Source organism: Neisseria sp. Marseille-Q1983 (assembly GCF_018224585.1).
Lineage (GTDB): Bacteria > Pseudomonadota > Gammaproteobacteria > Burkholderiales > Neisseriaceae > Neisseria > Neisseria polysaccharea.
This window is the reverse complement of the sequence record NZ_JAGTUI010000043.1, coordinates 1-15555: the sequence shown is the minus strand read 5'-3', so window position 1 is coordinate 15555 and position 15555 is coordinate 1. Positions and strand designations below refer to the sequence as shown.

Here is a 15555-nt window from a genome sequence, read left to right as displayed (position 1 = left end):
TTGTACTGTCTGCGGCTTCGTCGCCTTGTCCTGATTTTTGTTAATCCACTATATTAAGGCTGCGGCAACGGGAGCACCTCAAACGAAATGGCGTAAGGATAGTTTGTTGTATCTATGGAAAATGCCGTCTGAACCTGTGTTCAGACGGCATATTTTATATGGGATTAACGGCGGAACCTGCCGCCGTCGAAATCATCGAAAGCCTCATAAGCCGCCCGGCATTGGGTTTTCTGTTCCTTATAAGGCAGGGAGCGGAATGCTTTGCGCGCCTTTTTGTTTTCGCGCAATTCTTGCACGTTGCCTTGCGATCGGTACCACGCGGCACGGCGTTCCAAATATTTCCTGCATTCGGGGTGCAGCATCTGCTTGTTTGCCTTGCGGATATGTTTAGTATGTCGGTGGGCGGGTTCTGACGTACCGGCAGCGGCAGTTGTCGATACCAGTCCCAATATTGCAGACAACAGTATGGCAAGCATCTTTTTGACAGACATGACGATCCTTTCAGTTTGTAATTCTTTCCAGTATAGGATGGAAGGATGGAACGGGCAAATTGTCGGCAGTTTCAGACTCATTCAGCCGACAAAACTTGCCGTTTGATATGCAGATTCAAATAACACATTAATCTCAATAATAAATTTCAATCGGTAAGAAAATGGAATTTGTCGGCGGCGGCGTGGCAAAAATCATACTTTGCAAAATTTAACAATTTACAGGGGCAGAAAACCGGAAGCTTTCCTTTTTCGTCGGAAAATCCTTATTTCATCGCCTTGTAGCAGGAGCCGGTCAAAAGGCAAAAAATTTACCCGTTTTTTATCGGTAAAGAATTATCAGATAAAACAAATATTATAGGAAAAATACGACAGGCGGGTTGTATCGCGCATTGCCTGAAACTGAAAAATGCAACCGTTGTCAAGACTGGAGGAAATACAAAAAATCCACTATATTGTCTGCCTTGATTGATTTGGAAAGAGTGTCCCTTAGGTATCGGGGGCGGAAGGGGAAACGATGAATACGACGGCTGATTTGAAAGTAACTAAACGAGACGGAAGATTAGAAGCCATTGATTTGGATAAGATTCACCGTGTCGTTACTTGGGCGGCGGAAGGATTGGAAAATGTTTCCGTGTCGCAGGTCGAGTTGAAATCGCACATCCAGTTCTACAACGGCATCCGCACCGACGACATCCACGAAACCATCATCAAAGCCGCTGCCGATTTAATTTCGGAAGATACCCCGGACTACCAATACCTTGCCGCGCGGTTGGCCATTTTCCATCTTCGTAAAATAGCCTACGGCGAGTACGAGCCGCCGCACCTTTACGACCACGTTAAAAAACTTACCGATGCCGGAAAATACGACAGGCATATCCTTGAGGATTACAGCCGCGAAGAATTTGACGAGCTGAACGCCTATATCGACCACGAACGCGATATGTCCTTTTCCTATGCCGCTGTCAAACAGCTCGAAGGCAAATATCTGGTACAGAACCGCGTTACCCGCCAGATTTATGAAACACCGCAGTTCTTATATGTTCTGGTGGCGATGTGTCTTTTCAGCAAATACCCGAAAGAGGCGCGCCTGGGTTACGTCAAACGGTTTTACGATGCCGTTTCCACATTTAAAGTATCGCTGCCCACGCCGATTATGAGCGGCGTGCGTACGCCTACGCGCCAATTTTCAAGCTGTGTGCTGATTGAATGCGACGATAGTTTGGATTCCATCAATGCCACTACCAGTGCGATTGTGAAATACGTTTCCCAGCGTGCGGGCATCGGTATCAATGCCGGACGTATCCGCGGTTTGGACAGCGAAATCCGGGGCGGCGAAGCGCGGCATACCGGCTGCATCCCGTTTTTCAAAATGTTTCAGGCGGCGGTCAAATCCTGTTCGCAAGGCGGCGTGCGCGGCGGCGCGGCAACCTTGTTCTATCCCTTGTGGCACATCGAAGCCGAAAGCCTGTTGGTGTTGAAAAACAACCGGGGCGTGGAAGACAACCGTATCCGCCAGCTTGATTACGGCGTGCAAATCAACCGCCTGCTGTACACCCGCCTGATTAAGGGCAGCAACATTACGCTGTTTTCGCCCAACGAGGTTCCGGGGTTGTACGAAGCGTTTTTTGCCGACCAAGACGAATTTGAGCGGCTCTATACGAAATACGAGCAAGACCCGAACATACGCAAGCGTATCATTCCGGCTGCCGACCTGTTTTCCACGCTGATGCAGGAGCGTGCCGGGACCGGGCGCATCTACATTCAAAACGTCGATCACTGCAATACGCACAGCCCGTTCGATCCGCGCGTTGCGCCTGTTCATCAGTCCAACTTGTGCATGGAAATCGCCCTGCCGACCAAACCGCTGGACAATATCAATGATCCGAACGGCGAAATTGCCTTGTGTACACTGTCAGCCTTTAACTTGGGCGCATTAAACAGCTTGGACGAATTGGAAGGGCTTGCCGATTTGACCGTGCGCGCACTTGATGCACTTTTAGATTATCAGGGTTATCCGGTAGAAGCCGCGCGTACCTCCACTATGGGCCGCCGTTCGCTCGGCATCGGCGTGATTAACTATGCGTATTATTTGGCGAAAAACGGTGTCCGCTACAGCGACGGTTCCGCGCTCGGTCTGACCCACCGTACCTTTGAAGCCATACAGTATTACCTGCTCAAAGCATCGGCAAACCTTGCCAAAGAATACGGTGCGTGCACGCTCTTTAACCAAACCGTTTATTCGCAAGGCAAACTGCCCATCGACACCTACAAAAAAGATTTGGATGCCGTCTGCGGCGAGCCTTTGCATTACGACTGGGAAAGCCTGCGTGCCGACATCGTCAAATACGGCCTGCGTAACTCCACCCTGACCGCGCTTATGCCGTCTGAAACCAGTTCGCAAATTGCCAACGCCACCAACGGCATCGAGCCGCCGCGCGGCTTGGTAACAGTCAAAGCATCGAAAGACGGGATCCTGAAGCAAGTCGTGCCGGAGTTTGAAACCCTGAAAAATGCCTATGAAACCCTGTGGCAGCTTCCCGGCAACGAAGGCTATCTGAAACTTGTCGGCGTGATGCAAAAATTCGTCGATCAGGCGATTTCCGCCAATACCGCCTACGACCCGGGCAAATTCGAAGGCGGCAAAGTTTCTATGAAACAAATGCTCAAAGACCTGCTGACCGCCTATAAATACGGCGTCAAAACCCTGTACTACCACAACACCCGCGACGGCGCGGACGATACGCAGGCCGATATTCAGGATGACGGCTGCGCGGGCGGGGCTTGTAAGATTTAAAACAGGTTAATTTTTGAAATATATCCAAGGCTTCTAGATAGTAGGAGGCTTCAAGGATTTTCTTAAATTAGTGCCTACTACTATATGAGGCTAAGTTGTTATTTTCCAGAAAAGGAAAAGTATGGATGTCATTCGGTCATTCTTAGCTGAATATAAATTTTATATATTTATTAGTGTTCTTTTAGTCTTTGCTATTTTAGGATGGCACTTTATTGATAGAATTCAACATGTTTCATATGGTGAATTAAAAATTAATAGAAAAGTCGACTAATTTTTAAAAAGAGAGACGTTATGTCCTGCGAACACCTAGTCATGTCATACAGCACCTTTCCCAAAACCAAAAACGACGCGCTGAAAGAGCCGATGTTTTTCGGTCAGCCGGTAAATGTCGCCCGTTATGACCAGCAGAAATACGAGGTATTTGAAAAACTGATTGAAAAACAACTGTCGTTTTTTTGGCGGCCGGAAGAAATCGACGTGTCGCGCGACCGTATCGACTACGCGAACCTGCCCGAACACGAAAAACACATTTTCATCAGCAATCTGAAATACCAAACACTGCTCGATTCCATCCAAGGGCGCAGTCCGAATGTTGCCTTGCTGCCTTTGGTTTCGATTCCCGAGCTGGAAACGTGGATTGAAACGTGGAGCTTCAGCGAAACCATCCACTCGCGCAGCTATACCCACATCATCCGCAATATTGTGAATGACCCGTCGGTCGTGTTTGATGATATTGTCGAAAACGAATACATTACCGCCCGCGCCGAAGACATTGCCTGCTATTACGATGACTTAATCGAATACACCCAGTATTACAATCTGTTGGGAGAAGGGGTGCACAATGTCGGCGGAAAACCCGTTACCGTATCTTTGCGCGGGTTGAAGAAAAAACTCTATCTCTGCCTGATGTGCGTCAACGTGTTGGAAGCCATCCGTTTCTACGTTTCATTTGCCTGCTCGTTTGCTTTTGCCGAACGCGAGTTGATGGAAGGCAACGCCAAAATCATCAAACTGATTGCCCGCGACGAAGCCCTGCACCTGACCGGCACGCAGCATATGCTTAATCTGATGCGTTCGGGTGTTGATGATTCTGAAATGGCGGAAATTGCCGCCGAGTTGCAGGACGAATGTTTCCAACTCTTCAAAAAAGCGGCGGAACAGGAAAAAGAATGGGCGGCATATTTGTTTAAAGACGGTTCGATGATCGGTTTGAACAAAGAAATCCTATCCCAATACGTCGAATATATTACCAATCTGCGTATGCAGGCGGTGGGGTTGCCGGCCGGATTTGAAGGCGCAAATCAAAACCCGATTCCGTGGATTAATGCGTGGCTGTCGTCCGACAACGTACAGGTCGCGCCGCAGGAAGTGGAAATATCCTCTTATTTGATCGGTCAGATAGATTCTGAAGTGAATACGGATGATTTGGGCGATTTTGAGTTGTAAATGTTTTTTGAAAAAATGCCGTCTGAAGCCGGATGTTTCAGACGGCATTTGTATGTTGTATGATGGGAAAAACAGCGGGTAGGATCGGTTATTGTTCCTTTTATTTTTGATTGGTCGGAAATGGCGCGCATTGGTACGAATAAGGGTCTTTTTGAGCTCTTGGAGGGTGAGACCCTGTTGGAAGGCTTGGAACGGACGGGGCATATGGTGGAATATCAGTGCCGAAGCGGATATTGCGGATCGTGCCGGGTAAAGATTTTGGAGGGAAGCGTTACTTATCGGGAGCCGCCTTTGGCTTTTTTGGGGCGGGACGAGATACTGCCGTGCTGCTGTTACGTCGAAGGGGATGTCAGGCTGGATTGCGGTTTGGTGGGGGAGGATGAGGGGCTGTCTGACAGTTTGTTGAAATAAAAGCCGTCCGAACATTGGTTCGGACGGCTTTTTGACGGTATTACCGGTTATGCCTGATGAGTCGGTAAAAGGTTTCGCCGTCTTGGATATAACCCAGTTCTACCCGGGCGATTTCCGAAATGGCCTCTTGACCGTTTTCCAAATCATAGACTTCGGCGGCAAGGGAATGATTGCGTAGGGCGAGTGTCTGGTTTTTTTCTTCTTGAACGGCAATCTGTTCTTTCAGACTGCTGTTGCGTCCGATGCTGCCTTTGCCGAACCACAGGCTGTATTGGCAACAGACAAGTGCGAAGGATAAAACGACAGTTACCCACTTCATACCTTAACCTTTTCTTATTTGCCCAGTTGGTAGAATGCGGCTTTGCCGGGGTAGTAGGCGGCTTCCGCCAATTCTTCCTCAATGCGCAGCAGTTGGTTGTATTTCGCCATACGGTCGGAACGGCTCAAAGAACCGGTTTTGATCTGCATACAGTTGGTGGCGACTGCCAAGTCGGCAATGGTGCTGTCTTCGGTTTCGCCGGAGCGGTGGCTCATTACGCTGGCGTAGCGGTTGCGTTTGGCCAAGTCGACGGCTTTCAGGGTTTCGCTCAAAGTACCGATTTGGTTGACTTTGACCAGCAATGCGTTTGCTACGCCTTTTTCGATGCCTTCGGCCAAGATTTTTGGATTGGTTACGAACAAGTCGTCGCCGACCAATTGAACTCTGCCGCCCAATTTTTCGGTCAGCAATTTCCAGCCTTCCCAGTCGTTTTCGTCCATGCCGTCTTCGATGGAGATGATGGGGAACTCGTTGACCAGACTTTCCAGATATTCGGCAAATTCCGCGTTGGTGTAGGAGCGGCCTTCGGCTTCCAAGTGGTATTTGCCGTCTTTGTAGAACTCGCTGGAGGCGCAGTCCAATGCGAATAATATGTCTTCGCCCGCTTTGTAGCCGGCGGCTTCGGTGGCTTCAACCATCAGTTGCAGGGCTTCTTTGTGGCTGTTCAGGTTGGGGGCGAAACCGCCTTCGTCGCCGACTGTGGTCGGGAAGCCTTTGCTGTCGCACAGTTTTTTCAGAGCGTGGAAAATTTCCGCACCGCAGCGCAACGCTTCGCGGAAAGATTTTGCGCCGACGGGCATAATCATAAACTCTTGGATGTTCAGGCTGTTGTTGGCGTGTTCGCCGCCGTTGATGACGTTCATCATCGGTACGGGCAGGGACATCGGGCCTGCGCCGCCCAAGTAGCGGTAAAGCGGCAGGCCTGAGTCTTCGGCAGCGGCGCGTGCAACCGCCATAGAAACCGCCAAAGTCGCATTCGCACCCAAATTGCCTTTGTTTTCAGTACCGTCCAATTCGATCATGATTTGGTCGATATAAGATTGCTCGTTGGCATCGATACCGATGAGGGCTTGGGCGATTTGGTTGTTGACGTGTTCGACTGCCTTCAATACGCCTTTGCCGGAATAGCGGGATTTATCGCCGTCGCGCAGTTCCAAAGCTTCTTTTTGACCGGTGGACGCGCCGCTCGGTACGGCCGCACGTCCCATTACGCCGGATTCGAGCAATACATCACACTCGACTGTGGGGTTGCCGCGTGAGTCCAAAATTTCGCGGGCGAAAATATCAACGATTGCGCTCATGAATGTTCTCCAAGTGAAGTGAAGGGAGGTAAAAAATGGGGGGCTTCAGACGGCCTCTTTGCCGGAAAGCCGCCAACTTAAAACTGCTGAAAGTAGGGCGGTTGCCATGAAAATCATGCTGGAAATGCCGTGCCATATTCCGAAAGATCCACCTACAACCGACAACAGCCAATTTTCATGCCCGTATTTCAGTGCCTCGATAACGGGGGTAACCAAAAATTGGTTGGCAGCAAGGGCGGACAATAAAAAAAGCAGCAGGGCGGTTTGCCGCCGGGTCAGGGCGGCAAAGGCGGCAGCCAGTACCGCGCTCCAAACGGCAAGCCCGCTCCAAGAGAGGATGTCGAACAATACGCCGGCAATTTCGCCCGCCTGCATTTTGGGCAGCATTTTGAACAGCACCGGTGCGGCGATATAACCCGCCATAATCTGCATACCGAGCCACAAGGTTGCGGCATACCGGCTGATTTTTCGGAAAGTCTGCATCATAAGGCGAAACCGTGTTATTCGATTGTTAAAATCGGTTGTGATTTGATTAAATTGTCCAATGCTTTGATGCGGATTAAAAAATCTTCTAAAAGGTGTAGCGGCAGCGCGCTGGGGCCGTCGCATTTTGCCAGTTTCGGATCGGGGTGCGATTCGAGGAACAGGCCGGCAAGGCGGGTTGCCATGCCTGCAAGTGCCAAATCCAAAGCCTGTGCGCGACGACCGCCGGATGCGGCAGAACCGGCATCGCGGGTTTGCAGGGAATGGGTAACGTCGAAAATAACCGGCAGGTTGCCGCAGGTTTGTTTCATCACGCCGAAACCGAGCATATCGACAATGAGGTTGTCGTAGCCGAAGCTGCTGCCGCGTTCGCATAAAACCAGTTTCCCGTTACCGGCTTCGCGGAATTTTTCCACAATGTTTTTCATTTGAGAGGGGCTGAGGAACTGGGGTTTTTTGATGTTGACGACGTTGCCGGTTTTTGCCATGGCAACCACTAAATCGGTCTGCCGCGCAAGGAATGCGGGAAGCTGGATGACATCGCACACTTCGGCAACGGGTTGGCACTGATGGGGTTCGTGTACGTCGGTAATGACGGGGATGCCGAATTCTGCTTTGACTTTTTCGAAAATCTTTAAGCCTTCTTCCAAGCCTACGCCGCGATAAGAATGGATGGACGAGCGGTTTGCCTTGTCGAAAGAGGCTTTAAAGATATAGGGAATACCGAGTTTTCGGGTAACTTCGACGTAATGCGCGCAGGTTTGGAGGGTGGAATCCAAATCTTCTAAAACGTTGATGCCGCCGAACAGTACGAAAGGAGCATCGTTACCGACGGTAATGCCGTTGATTTTAATATCCATGGTCAATGTCCGTTTTCAGGGTTACAGCACGGTGTGCGGCGGCTCATAGGAGATGATGTCGCGGATTTTGTTGTTTCCGTCCAATAAGACGACTTTGGGCTCGTGTGCGGCGATTTCAGGCTCGGAGAGTTGGATATAAGACATGATGATGACGATATCGCCTTTCTGTACCAGCCTGGCCGCCGCCCCGTTCAGGCAGACCACGCCGCTGCCGCGTTTGCCTGAAATGGTATAGGTTTCAAAACGTTCGCCGTTGTTGTTGTTGACGATGGCGACTTTTTCGTTGGGATAGATGCCTGCCGCGTCCAATAGGTCTTGATCGACGGTAATGCTGCCGACGTAGTTCAAATCGGCTTCGGTTACGGTGGCGCGGTGGATTTTTCCGCCAAGCATAGTACGGAACATGTATTTCCTTTTGGTTTGTGTGCGGTCTGACGGGCGCGATGCCGTCTGAAAATCTGAATGCCGTATTATAGTGGAGTTTCTTTCAAATTCATAATGGCAAGGCTTCGGGCAGGGAAGCTGTTTTCAGACGGCATTTCATTTTTGCCGATTGGCAATCCGGCTCAACTCTCCCAATCGATTGAGAAAATGCTGCCGTCCAAATGCAGTTTGACGGCAAGGATTTCGTCGCTTTCCATATTGGCGGGCATATAATCCATAACGGCAAAAGCCGGACTTTCTGCCCATAAGCTGATATAGGTCAACTGCATGGTGCGGACAAACTTTGCCGCATCGCGGCTTGTTTGGGTATCTTCGGTGTGAAAGTCGATATAGCGGCTGTCCCGTTTCAAATATTCCGTCAGTGCGGCGCGTGCGGCATCATCGGCTTTTTCCAATTCGGACAGGAAGGCGGCAAATGCATCCAATGTTTTGGTTGGCAGGCTGTTTTCATTTTCTGCCCACAGGGATACCTCGACAAGATTGCCTTTGACGGTCAGCTCGTCTTCCCAGAGGACATCTTCTTCTCCGTCAAAACCTTCGGTGGACAGTTGTTGGAAATAGGGGTGAAAAATCGACATGATTGTTCCTTTGGTGAGGATTGAGAGATTGTGTGCCGTCTGAACGGTGTTCTTCAGACGGCATCGTTACATCAATTTCCTTTGGGCAGGCGTTTGCTTTGCAGGGTTTTTAGCACGGTTTTGACGGTGTTGATCCGTACTTCGATGTTTTCCATTTCCGCTGCAAACCTCAATTTGTCTGCCCCTGCCGGCCGGTATTTTTTATCCGTCTGAATCAGCAGGATAATCTCCGTCGGGTCGATACAGTGGTGTTTGCCGAAGGTAACGGTTACGGCTTCGCCGGCCGCATCAATGGCATCGATACCCAATTCTTTTGCCATAAGCCGTAAGTGGTGGCTTTCGATGAGGGTTTTGACGGCTTGTTCGGGCAGGCCGAAGCGGTCGACGAGTTCTTCGTGTATGGCGTTGATTTGTTGCACGGTTTCGCAGACGGCGAGGCGTTTGTAGAGGACGAGCCGTTCGTGGATGTCGGGGCAGTAGCTTTCGGGCAGCAGGGCGGGGCTGTGCAGTTTGATTTCGGTGGTGATGCCCAGCGGTGCGTCGAGGTCGGGCTGGCGGCCTTTTTTGAGGTCGCGCACGGCTTGTTTGAGCATTTCGGTGTAAAGCGTGAAGCCGACCTGTATCATTTCGCCGGACTGCCCTTCGCCGAGGATTTCGCCTGCGCCGCGGATTTCCAAATCCTGCATGGCGAGGGTGAAACCTGCGCCGAGTTCGTCTGCCGCCGCGATGGCGTCGAGGCGTTTTTCTGCGTCTTTGGTGATGTATTCGGGCGTGAGCAGGTAGGCGTAGGCTTGGTGGTGGCTGCGGCCGACGCGCCCGCGAAGCTGGTGCAGTTGCGCCAGCCCGAATTTGTCGGCGCGATTGATGATGATGGTGTTGGCGTTGGGGATGTCGATGCCGGTTTCGATGATGGTGGAACAGAGCAATACGTTGAATCTTTGTTGTAAAAAGTCGCGCATGACTTGTTCCAGCTCGCGCTCGCGCAGTTGTCCGTGCGCCACGCCGATGCGGGCTTCGGGCAGCAGGGTTTCCAACCGCTCGCGCATATTCTCAATCGTATCCACTTCATTGTGCAGGAAAAACACTTGTCCGCCGCGTTTGAGTTCGCGCAATACGGCTTCGCGCACGCTGCCTTCGCTGAAAGGTTTGACAAAAGTTTTGACAGCAAGGCGGCGGCTGGGCGCAGTGGTAATCAGCGAGAAGTCGCGCAGACCTTCGAGCGCCATGCTGAGGGTGCGCGGAATCGGCGTGGCGGTCATGGTAAGGATGTCGACATTGGCGCGCAGGCGTTTGAGCTGCTCTTTTTGGCGCACGCCGAAGCGATGTTCTTCATCGATGATGACGAGCCCTAAGTTTTTGAATTTTATATCGTCTTGTACCAGTTTGTGCGTACCGATAACGATATCGACCGTGCCGTCCGCCATACCTTCCAGCGCGGCTTTGGTGGCTTTGCTGTTGTTGAAACGCGAAAGGCCGGCGACTTTCACAGGAAAATCGGCGAAGCGGTCGGCGAAGTTTTGCGCGTGCTGCTCGACCAGAAGCGTGGTCGGGGCGAGTACGGCAACCTGTTTGCCGCCCATCACCGCCACAAACGCCGCGCGCAGGGCGACTTCGGTTTTGCCGAAACCGACATCGCCGCACACGAGGCGGTCCATCGGCTTCGCCTGCGTCAAATCTTTAATTACCGCGGCGATGGCGGCAGCTTGGTCTTCGGTTTCTTCATAGCCGAAGCCGTCGGCAAACGCCTGATAGTCCAACTCGTTGATTTCAAACTTGTGTCCCGATTGGGCGGCGCGTTGGGCGTAGAGGTTGAGCAATTCGGCGGCGGTATCACGCGCTTTTTCGGCGGCTTTGCGCTTCGCCTTGTTCCACGCGCCGCTGCCGAGCTTGTGTAAAGCAACGTTTTCATGCGCCTGACCGGAGTAGCGGCTGATTAAATGCAGTTGCGAAACAGGTACATAAAGCTGCGCTTCACCCGCATATTCAAGCAACATCATTTCGTTGGTTTCGCCGCCCAAATCCATCGTTACCAAGCCCATATACCGCCCGATGCCGTGTTCTTCGTGTACGACAGGATCGCCGATGTTGATTTCGGCAAGGTCGCGCAACAGGCCGTCTGAAACGGCGGCGTGTTTCTTGCGGCGGTTGTGGACGCGCGAACGGGCAACGTATTGATAAAGATCGGATTCAGTGATGACCGCGATGTTTTGATCTTCTAATTTAAACCCGTATGCCAACGGCGCCACCGTGATCATCAGCGGCTCATGTGCCGACAAGAAGCCTTGCCAGTCGGATACGCTTTTGGCTTTCAAACCGTTTTGCTGTAAGAAACCAAGCATGGTTTCGCGCCGTCCCAAGCTTTCGGCGCACAGCAAAATCCGTCCGTCAAAGGCCGTCTGAAAATCTTTCAATGCCTGCAACGGCTCGTCGGATTGGCGGTTGACGGCAAGGTCGGGCAGGCTGTGTTCCTTGCCGGAAACATCGGGCAGCACCTGTCCGTAGTTTTTCAGACGGCCTGCGAACACATCGGAAGAGAGATACAAATGCTGTGGAAGCAAAGGCGGATAGGTTTCGTCGCCCTGCGCCATCGCGTAACGCGATTTGACATCGCTCCAAAAACGGTTTGCCTCGGCGTGAACATCGCCCAAAGAGACAAAGAGCGCATCTTCGCCGATATAGTCAAACAGCGTTTCCAGCTCGTTTTCAAAAAACAGCGGCAGGTAATATTCTACGCCTGCACCGAAATGGCCGTTGCTGACGGCTTTGTATACAGCCGCATCGTTCGGATTACCGTCGACTTCTTCTCGGAAGCGGCTGCGGAAAATCTTTTGCGCCTCGCTGTCGGTGGGGAACTCGTGTGCCGGCAGCAGGCGGATTTCGGAAACAGGGGAAATGGTGCGCTGCGTGTCGGTGTCAAAGGTTTTGATGCTGTCGATTTCATCGTCGAACAAATCGATGCGGTATGGCATTTCGCTGCCCATCGGGAATAAATCGACAATGCCGCCGCGCACGGCAAATTCGCCCGCCGCAACAACATGAGAAACATGGTTATAACCTGCATCCACCAAATCGCTTTTCAGACGGCCTATATCCAAAGTCTGCCCTGTTTTCAGCCAAAACGTGCGCCCTGCCAGAAACGGCACGGGCGGCAGCTTCTGCATCGCCGTGGCAACCGGCACGAACAACACGTCCGCTGTGCCGCTCTTAATCTGCCACAACGCCGAGAGCCGCTCCGACACCAAATCCTGATGCGGCGAAAAACGCTCGTAAGGCAGCGTTTCCCAGTCCGGTAGGAACACCGCCGTATCGTGCGGACGGAAAAACCGCCACGCCGTCTGAAGGCGCAACGCCTGTTCCGCATCTTGGGTCAGCACGACCTTGAGCCGCTTGTGCGGCAGATAACGCGCCAAAGCCAAGGGCAGCGAGCCTTGCGAAAGATTGGGCCAACGGGATTTTTCACGGGGTTTGGGGATGGGGTAGGTCATAGTGCGGCAATCGGCGGACAGTGATGCAAACGGTCATTTTAGCACGGGAGGGGGCGCGATGCTGTCTGAAAGGTCGGCGGATTGTTGCCCGGCGCACTTTGTGGTAAAGTTTAGAAAATCAACTCTAAACTGTGGCAGGCGGTTTGACCGGCCGCCGATTAATGGGAACCGACAGAGGAAGCCGATGATACACACCGAATCAAGCGCGCAGCCGTCAGCTATGGACACGGCTGCTTTTTTAAAGCACATCGAATCCGCATTCCGCCGCATTTTTTCAGACGGCATCGACCTGATGCAATACCTGCCCGAAGATAAATGGCTTGCCTTGAAGCAGGCGGGTTTGCTGTTGCCCTTCCTCGACAAAAAACACGGCGGCCGCAAGGGCAGCCAGTTTGAAATTCAGGAAGTCTTGCGGATTGCGGGGCATTACGGCGTACCCGTTACCCTGCGTACCGGCATCGAAGGCGCGCTGGTGTTGCAGCCCCTGCAAGAATTCGGCGATGAAGCGCAAGTCGCGCAAGGTTTGGACATGGTTTTCAAAGGCGAGGGCGGTGGTTTGGGTGTTACCGAACCCGAAACCTCCGGTGCGGCGATTGCCCGCGAAATGCAGTCTTACTACGAATATATCGACGATAAAACCATTTACGTCAACGCCGCGAAATACTGGCAGGGCAACTCGCAGAGCGACTTCCTCCTCGTCGCCGCCAAAGAGCGCAAAAACGGCAAACTCGCCAAAGTCATCAATCTGTTGCTCGTTCCCAAACAATACATCCGCTACGAAGCCCTCACATCCGAAGGCTTGCGTGCCGTCCGTTATGCCGTTAACCGCATAGACGCCGAAATGCCCGCTGCCGCCGTCATGAAACTCTCGCAGAGCGACGCCGCCGGTTTGCGCGCGTTCCAAAACATCTTTATCCGCAGCCGCCTGCAACTGATCGGCATGACGCACGGTATCATGGAATATATCCTTGACAACCTGAACCGATACGTCCGCCACGACATCAAATTCGTCGATTACGAACGCCGCGAAATCCAACGCCGCCATCAGGTTTCCGAGATTCTTTACCGCTATGTCTGCCATTCCGTTTCGCCCGTCGCGCCCGTCGCCCATCAATTAATGGAGGCAAACATCGTCAAAACCCTCGCCACGGAATACACTTACGCCGCCGCGCAAATGTTGCAAAAACTCTTGGGCGCGAAGGGTTTTGAACGCGGACACACCGCCGGCAATATCGCTATCGACATCCGTCCCTTCACGATTTTTGAAGGTCCGAACGATATGCTTTATGCCGAAATTTACGACCAGTTCGTCCGCGCCACCGCCGAAGAAAAAGAAGCGGGCATTAAGTTGGACAAAAACCAAACCCTGCTCGACCGCCTGCAAACCGATGCCCGCTTTGCCGCCGTCGCCCGCGACTACACTTTGCCCGAAGACATCCGCAGCTTCCTGCAGGAACGCACCCTGACCGATGCCTGCGCCCTACAAAAAGTCTTCATCGGCAAAATCATCGCCCGACTCTTTGTCTTCGTACAGGCGGAACACGAAGACACCGCAGCCTTCCTGCTGAACGACATCCGCAAAGACATATTGGACTGCCGATATTGCGGATAGCGGACAAATGCGGCGGCAGGCAATGCCGTCTGAAGGGGAAAAGTGCTTTCAGACGGCATTTCAGGCGGCGGATGCCGCATTTCGCGCCGCGCCCCCTTGCGCTGCTTTCCCACTTACCCTATTTGTTCGGAACATATTTATGAAAAAGAGAAAAATACTGCCGCTGGCAATTTGTTTGGCGGCTTTGTCTGCCTGTACGGCGATGGAGGCACGCCCGCCCCGGGCAGATGAAGCCCAAGCCCCCCGCGCGGATGAAATGAAAAAAGAAAGCCGCCCCGCGTTTGACGCGGCAGCCGTACCGGTATCCGACAGCGGGTTTGCCGCCAATGCAAATGTCCGCCGTTTTGTGGACGATGAAGTCGGGAAAGGGGATTTTTCCCGGACGGAATGGCAGGATTTTTTTGACAAAGCGGCTTACAAGGCGGACATCGTCAAGATTATGCACCGCCCCTCCACATCGCGTCCGTGGTATGTGTTCCGCACGGGAAATTCGGGCAGGGAGAAATTTCACGGCGCGCGCAGGTTTTATGCGGAAAACCGCGCGCTTATCGATGATGTGGCGCAAAAATACGGCGTGCCTGCCGAGCTTATCGTGGCGGTTATCGGGATTGAAACGAATTACGGCAAAAATACGGGCAGTTTCCGTGTGGCGGACGCATTGGCGACTTTAGGCTTTGATTACCCCCGCCGCGCCGGGTTTTTCCAAAAAGAATTGGTCGAGCTTTTAAAGCTGGCAAAAGAAGAAGGCGGCGATGTTTTCGCCTTTAAAGGCAGCTATGCGGGCGCAATGGGTATGCCCCAATTTATGCCTTCGAGCTACCGGAAATGGGCGGTGGATTATGACGGGGACGGACATCGGGACATATGGGGCAACATCGGCGATGTCGCGGCATCGGTTGCCAATTATATGAAGCAGCACGGTTGGCGCACGGGCGGGAAAATACTGGTGTCTGCAACATTGGCGCCGGGTGCGGATGTTCAGGCAATCATTGGCGAAAAAACCGCCCTGACGCGGACGGTGGCGGATTTGAAGGCGTACGGCATCATCCCCGGCGAAGAGCTTGCAGATGATGAAAAGGCGGTTTTGTTCAAACTGGAAACCGCACCGGGCGTGTTTGAATATTATTTGGGCTTGAACAATTTTTATACGGTATGGCAGTACAATCACAGCCGGATGTATGTAACGGCGGTCAGGGACATTGCCAATTCGCTCGGCGGCTCGGGATTGTAATGTTTTTTATAGTGGATTAAATTTAAACCAGTACGGCGTTGCCTTGCCTTGCCGTACTATTTGTACTGTCTGCGGCTTCGTCGCCTTGTCCTGATTTTTG

General features: G+C 52.3%; 13 protein-coding genes. 5 read left to right on the top strand and 8 right to left on the bottom strand.

Features of this window, described 5'->3' with window-relative positions; all coding sequences use genetic code 11:
• Positions 1 to 164: 164 nt before the first annotated feature.
• Positions 165 to 476, bottom strand: coding sequence for a stress response protein (locus KEM39_RS09240; protein ID WP_014582052.1), 312 nt, complete (start codon positions 474 to 476; stop codon positions 165 to 167).
• A gap of 529 nt (positions 477 to 1005) precedes the next feature.
• Here KEM39_RS09240 and nrdA point away from each other — a divergent pair.
• From nrdA to yfaE, 3 genes are all read left to right on the top strand, one after another.
• Entirely contained in the window at positions 1006 to 3285 is a 2280-nt protein-coding gene (gene nrdA / locus KEM39_RS09235; RefSeq protein WP_118997895.1) for a class 1a ribonucleoside-diphosphate reductase subunit alpha, read from the top strand.
• Positions 3286 to 3597: 312 nt separating this feature from the next.
• Entirely contained in the window at positions 3598 to 4731 is a 1134-nt protein-coding gene (nrdB, locus tag KEM39_RS09230; protein ID WP_003752662.1) for a class Ia ribonucleoside-diphosphate reductase subunit beta, read from the top strand.
• A gap of 120 nt (positions 4732 to 4851) precedes the next feature.
• The gene (gene yfaE, locus KEM39_RS09225) at positions 4852 to 5142 is read left to right on the top strand and encodes a class I ribonucleotide reductase maintenance protein YfaE (RefSeq protein ID WP_118997893.1); all 291 of its coding nucleotides are present in this window, start codon (positions 4852 to 4854) and stop codon (positions 5140 to 5142) included.
• Positions 5143 to 5182: 40 nt separating this feature from the next.
• Here the strand turns inward: yfaE and ftsB are convergent, their stop codons facing one another.
• The 7 genes from ftsB to mfd form a co-directional block, all read right to left on the bottom strand.
• Positions 5183 to 5461 carry a cell division protein FtsB gene (gene ftsB / locus KEM39_RS09220; RefSeq protein WP_003752666.1) on the bottom strand — a complete coding sequence of 93 codons (279 nt, stop codon included), beginning with the start codon at positions 5459 to 5461 and terminating at the stop codon, positions 5183 to 5185.
• Positions 5462 to 5475: 14 nt separating this feature from the next.
• Complete coding sequence (eno, locus tag KEM39_RS09215) at positions 5476 to 6762, bottom strand: phosphopyruvate hydratase (protein WP_118997892.1); 1287 nt, start codon at positions 6760 to 6762, stop codon at positions 5476 to 5478.
• A gap of 45 nt (positions 6763 to 6807) precedes the next feature.
• The gene (locus KEM39_RS09210; RefSeq protein ID WP_118997891.1) at positions 6808 to 7248 is read right to left on the bottom strand and encodes a DUF4149 domain-containing protein; all 441 of its coding nucleotides are present in this window, start codon (positions 7246 to 7248) and stop codon (positions 6808 to 6810) included.
• A 14-nt stretch (positions 7249 to 7262) separates the two neighbouring features.
• Positions 7263 to 8105, bottom strand: coding sequence for a 3-deoxy-8-phosphooctulonate synthase (gene kdsA, locus KEM39_RS09205; protein WP_118997890.1), 843 nt, complete (start codon positions 8103 to 8105; stop codon positions 7263 to 7265).
• A 21-nt stretch (positions 8106 to 8126) separates the two neighbouring features.
• Entirely contained in the window at positions 8127 to 8510 is a 384-nt protein-coding gene (gene panD, locus KEM39_RS09200) for an aspartate 1-decarboxylase (RefSeq protein ID WP_003708577.1), read from the bottom strand.
• A gap of 161 nt (positions 8511 to 8671) precedes the next feature.
• A complete protein-coding gene (locus KEM39_RS09195) occupies positions 8672 to 9127 on the bottom strand; it encodes a DUF2004 domain-containing protein (RefSeq protein WP_003708575.1) in 456 nt (151 codons plus the stop codon).
• A gap of 71 nt (positions 9128 to 9198) precedes the next feature.
• Positions 9199 to 12612 (bottom strand): transcription-repair coupling factor, encoded by a 3414-nt coding sequence (gene mfd / locus KEM39_RS09190; protein ID WP_118997889.1) that lies wholly within the window; start codon positions 12610 to 12612, stop codon positions 9199 to 9201.
• A gap of 184 nt (positions 12613 to 12796) precedes the next feature.
• On the opposite strand from mfd, the gene KEM39_RS09185 reads away from it, so the two are divergent.
• Together KEM39_RS09185 and mltB are read left to right on the top strand one after the other, a co-directional pair.
• Entirely contained in the window at positions 12797 to 14224 is a 1428-nt protein-coding gene (locus KEM39_RS09185) for an acyl-CoA dehydrogenase family protein (RefSeq protein WP_118997887.1), read from the top strand.
• Between the two features lie 139 nt (positions 14225 to 14363).
• The gene (gene mltB / locus KEM39_RS09180) at positions 14364 to 15455 is read left to right on the top strand and encodes a lytic murein transglycosylase B (protein ID WP_118997886.1); all 1092 of its coding nucleotides are present in this window, start codon (positions 14364 to 14366) and stop codon (positions 15453 to 15455) included.
• Positions 15456 to 15555: the final 100 nt, after the last annotated feature.

What these genes read in the sequence shown, in the direction of transcription:
- KEM39_RS09240 (WP_014582052.1), bottom strand. Translation starts at nt 476, where the DNA reads ATGCTTGCCATACTGTTGTCTGCAATATTGGGACTGGTATCGACAACT.
- nrdA (WP_118997895.1), top strand. Translation starts at nt 1,006, where the DNA reads ATGAATACGACGGCTGATTTGAAAGTAACTAAACGAGACGGAAGATTA.
- nrdB (WP_003752662.1), top strand. Translation starts at nt 3,598, where the DNA reads ATGTCATACAGCACCTTTCCCAAAACCAAAAACGACGCGCTGAAAGAG.
- yfaE (WP_118997893.1), top strand. Translation starts at nt 4,852, where the DNA reads ATGGCGCGCATTGGTACGAATAAGGGTCTTTTTGAGCTCTTGGAGGGT.
- ftsB (WP_003752666.1), bottom strand. Translation starts at nt 5,461, where the DNA reads ATGAAGTGGGTAACTGTCGTTTTATCCTTCGCACTTGTCTGTTGCCAA.
- eno (WP_118997892.1), bottom strand. Translation starts at nt 6,762, where the DNA reads ATGAGCGCAATCGTTGATATTTTCGCCCGCGAAATTTTGGACTCACGC.
- KEM39_RS09210 (WP_118997891.1), bottom strand. Translation starts at nt 7,248, where the DNA reads ATGATGCAGACTTTCCGAAAAATCAGCCGGTATGCCGCAACCTTGTGG.
- kdsA (WP_118997890.1), bottom strand. Translation starts at nt 8,105, where the DNA reads ATGGATATTAAAATCAACGGCATTACCGTCGGTAACGATGCTCCTTTC.
- panD (WP_003708577.1), bottom strand. Translation starts at nt 8,510, where the DNA reads ATGTTCCGTACTATGCTTGGCGGAAAAATCCACCGCGCCACCGTAACC.
- KEM39_RS09195 (WP_003708575.1), bottom strand. Translation starts at nt 9,127, where the DNA reads ATGTCGATTTTTCACCCCTATTTCCAACAACTGTCCACCGAAGGTTTT.
- mfd (WP_118997889.1), bottom strand. Translation starts at nt 12,612, where the DNA reads ATGACCTACCCCATCCCCAAACCCCGTGAAAAATCCCGTTGGCCCAAT.
- KEM39_RS09185 (WP_118997887.1), top strand. Translation starts at nt 12,797, where the DNA reads ATGATACACACCGAATCAAGCGCGCAGCCGTCAGCTATGGACACGGCT.
- mltB (WP_118997886.1), top strand. Translation starts at nt 14,364, where the DNA reads ATGAAAAAGAGAAAAATACTGCCGCTGGCAATTTGTTTGGCGGCTTTG.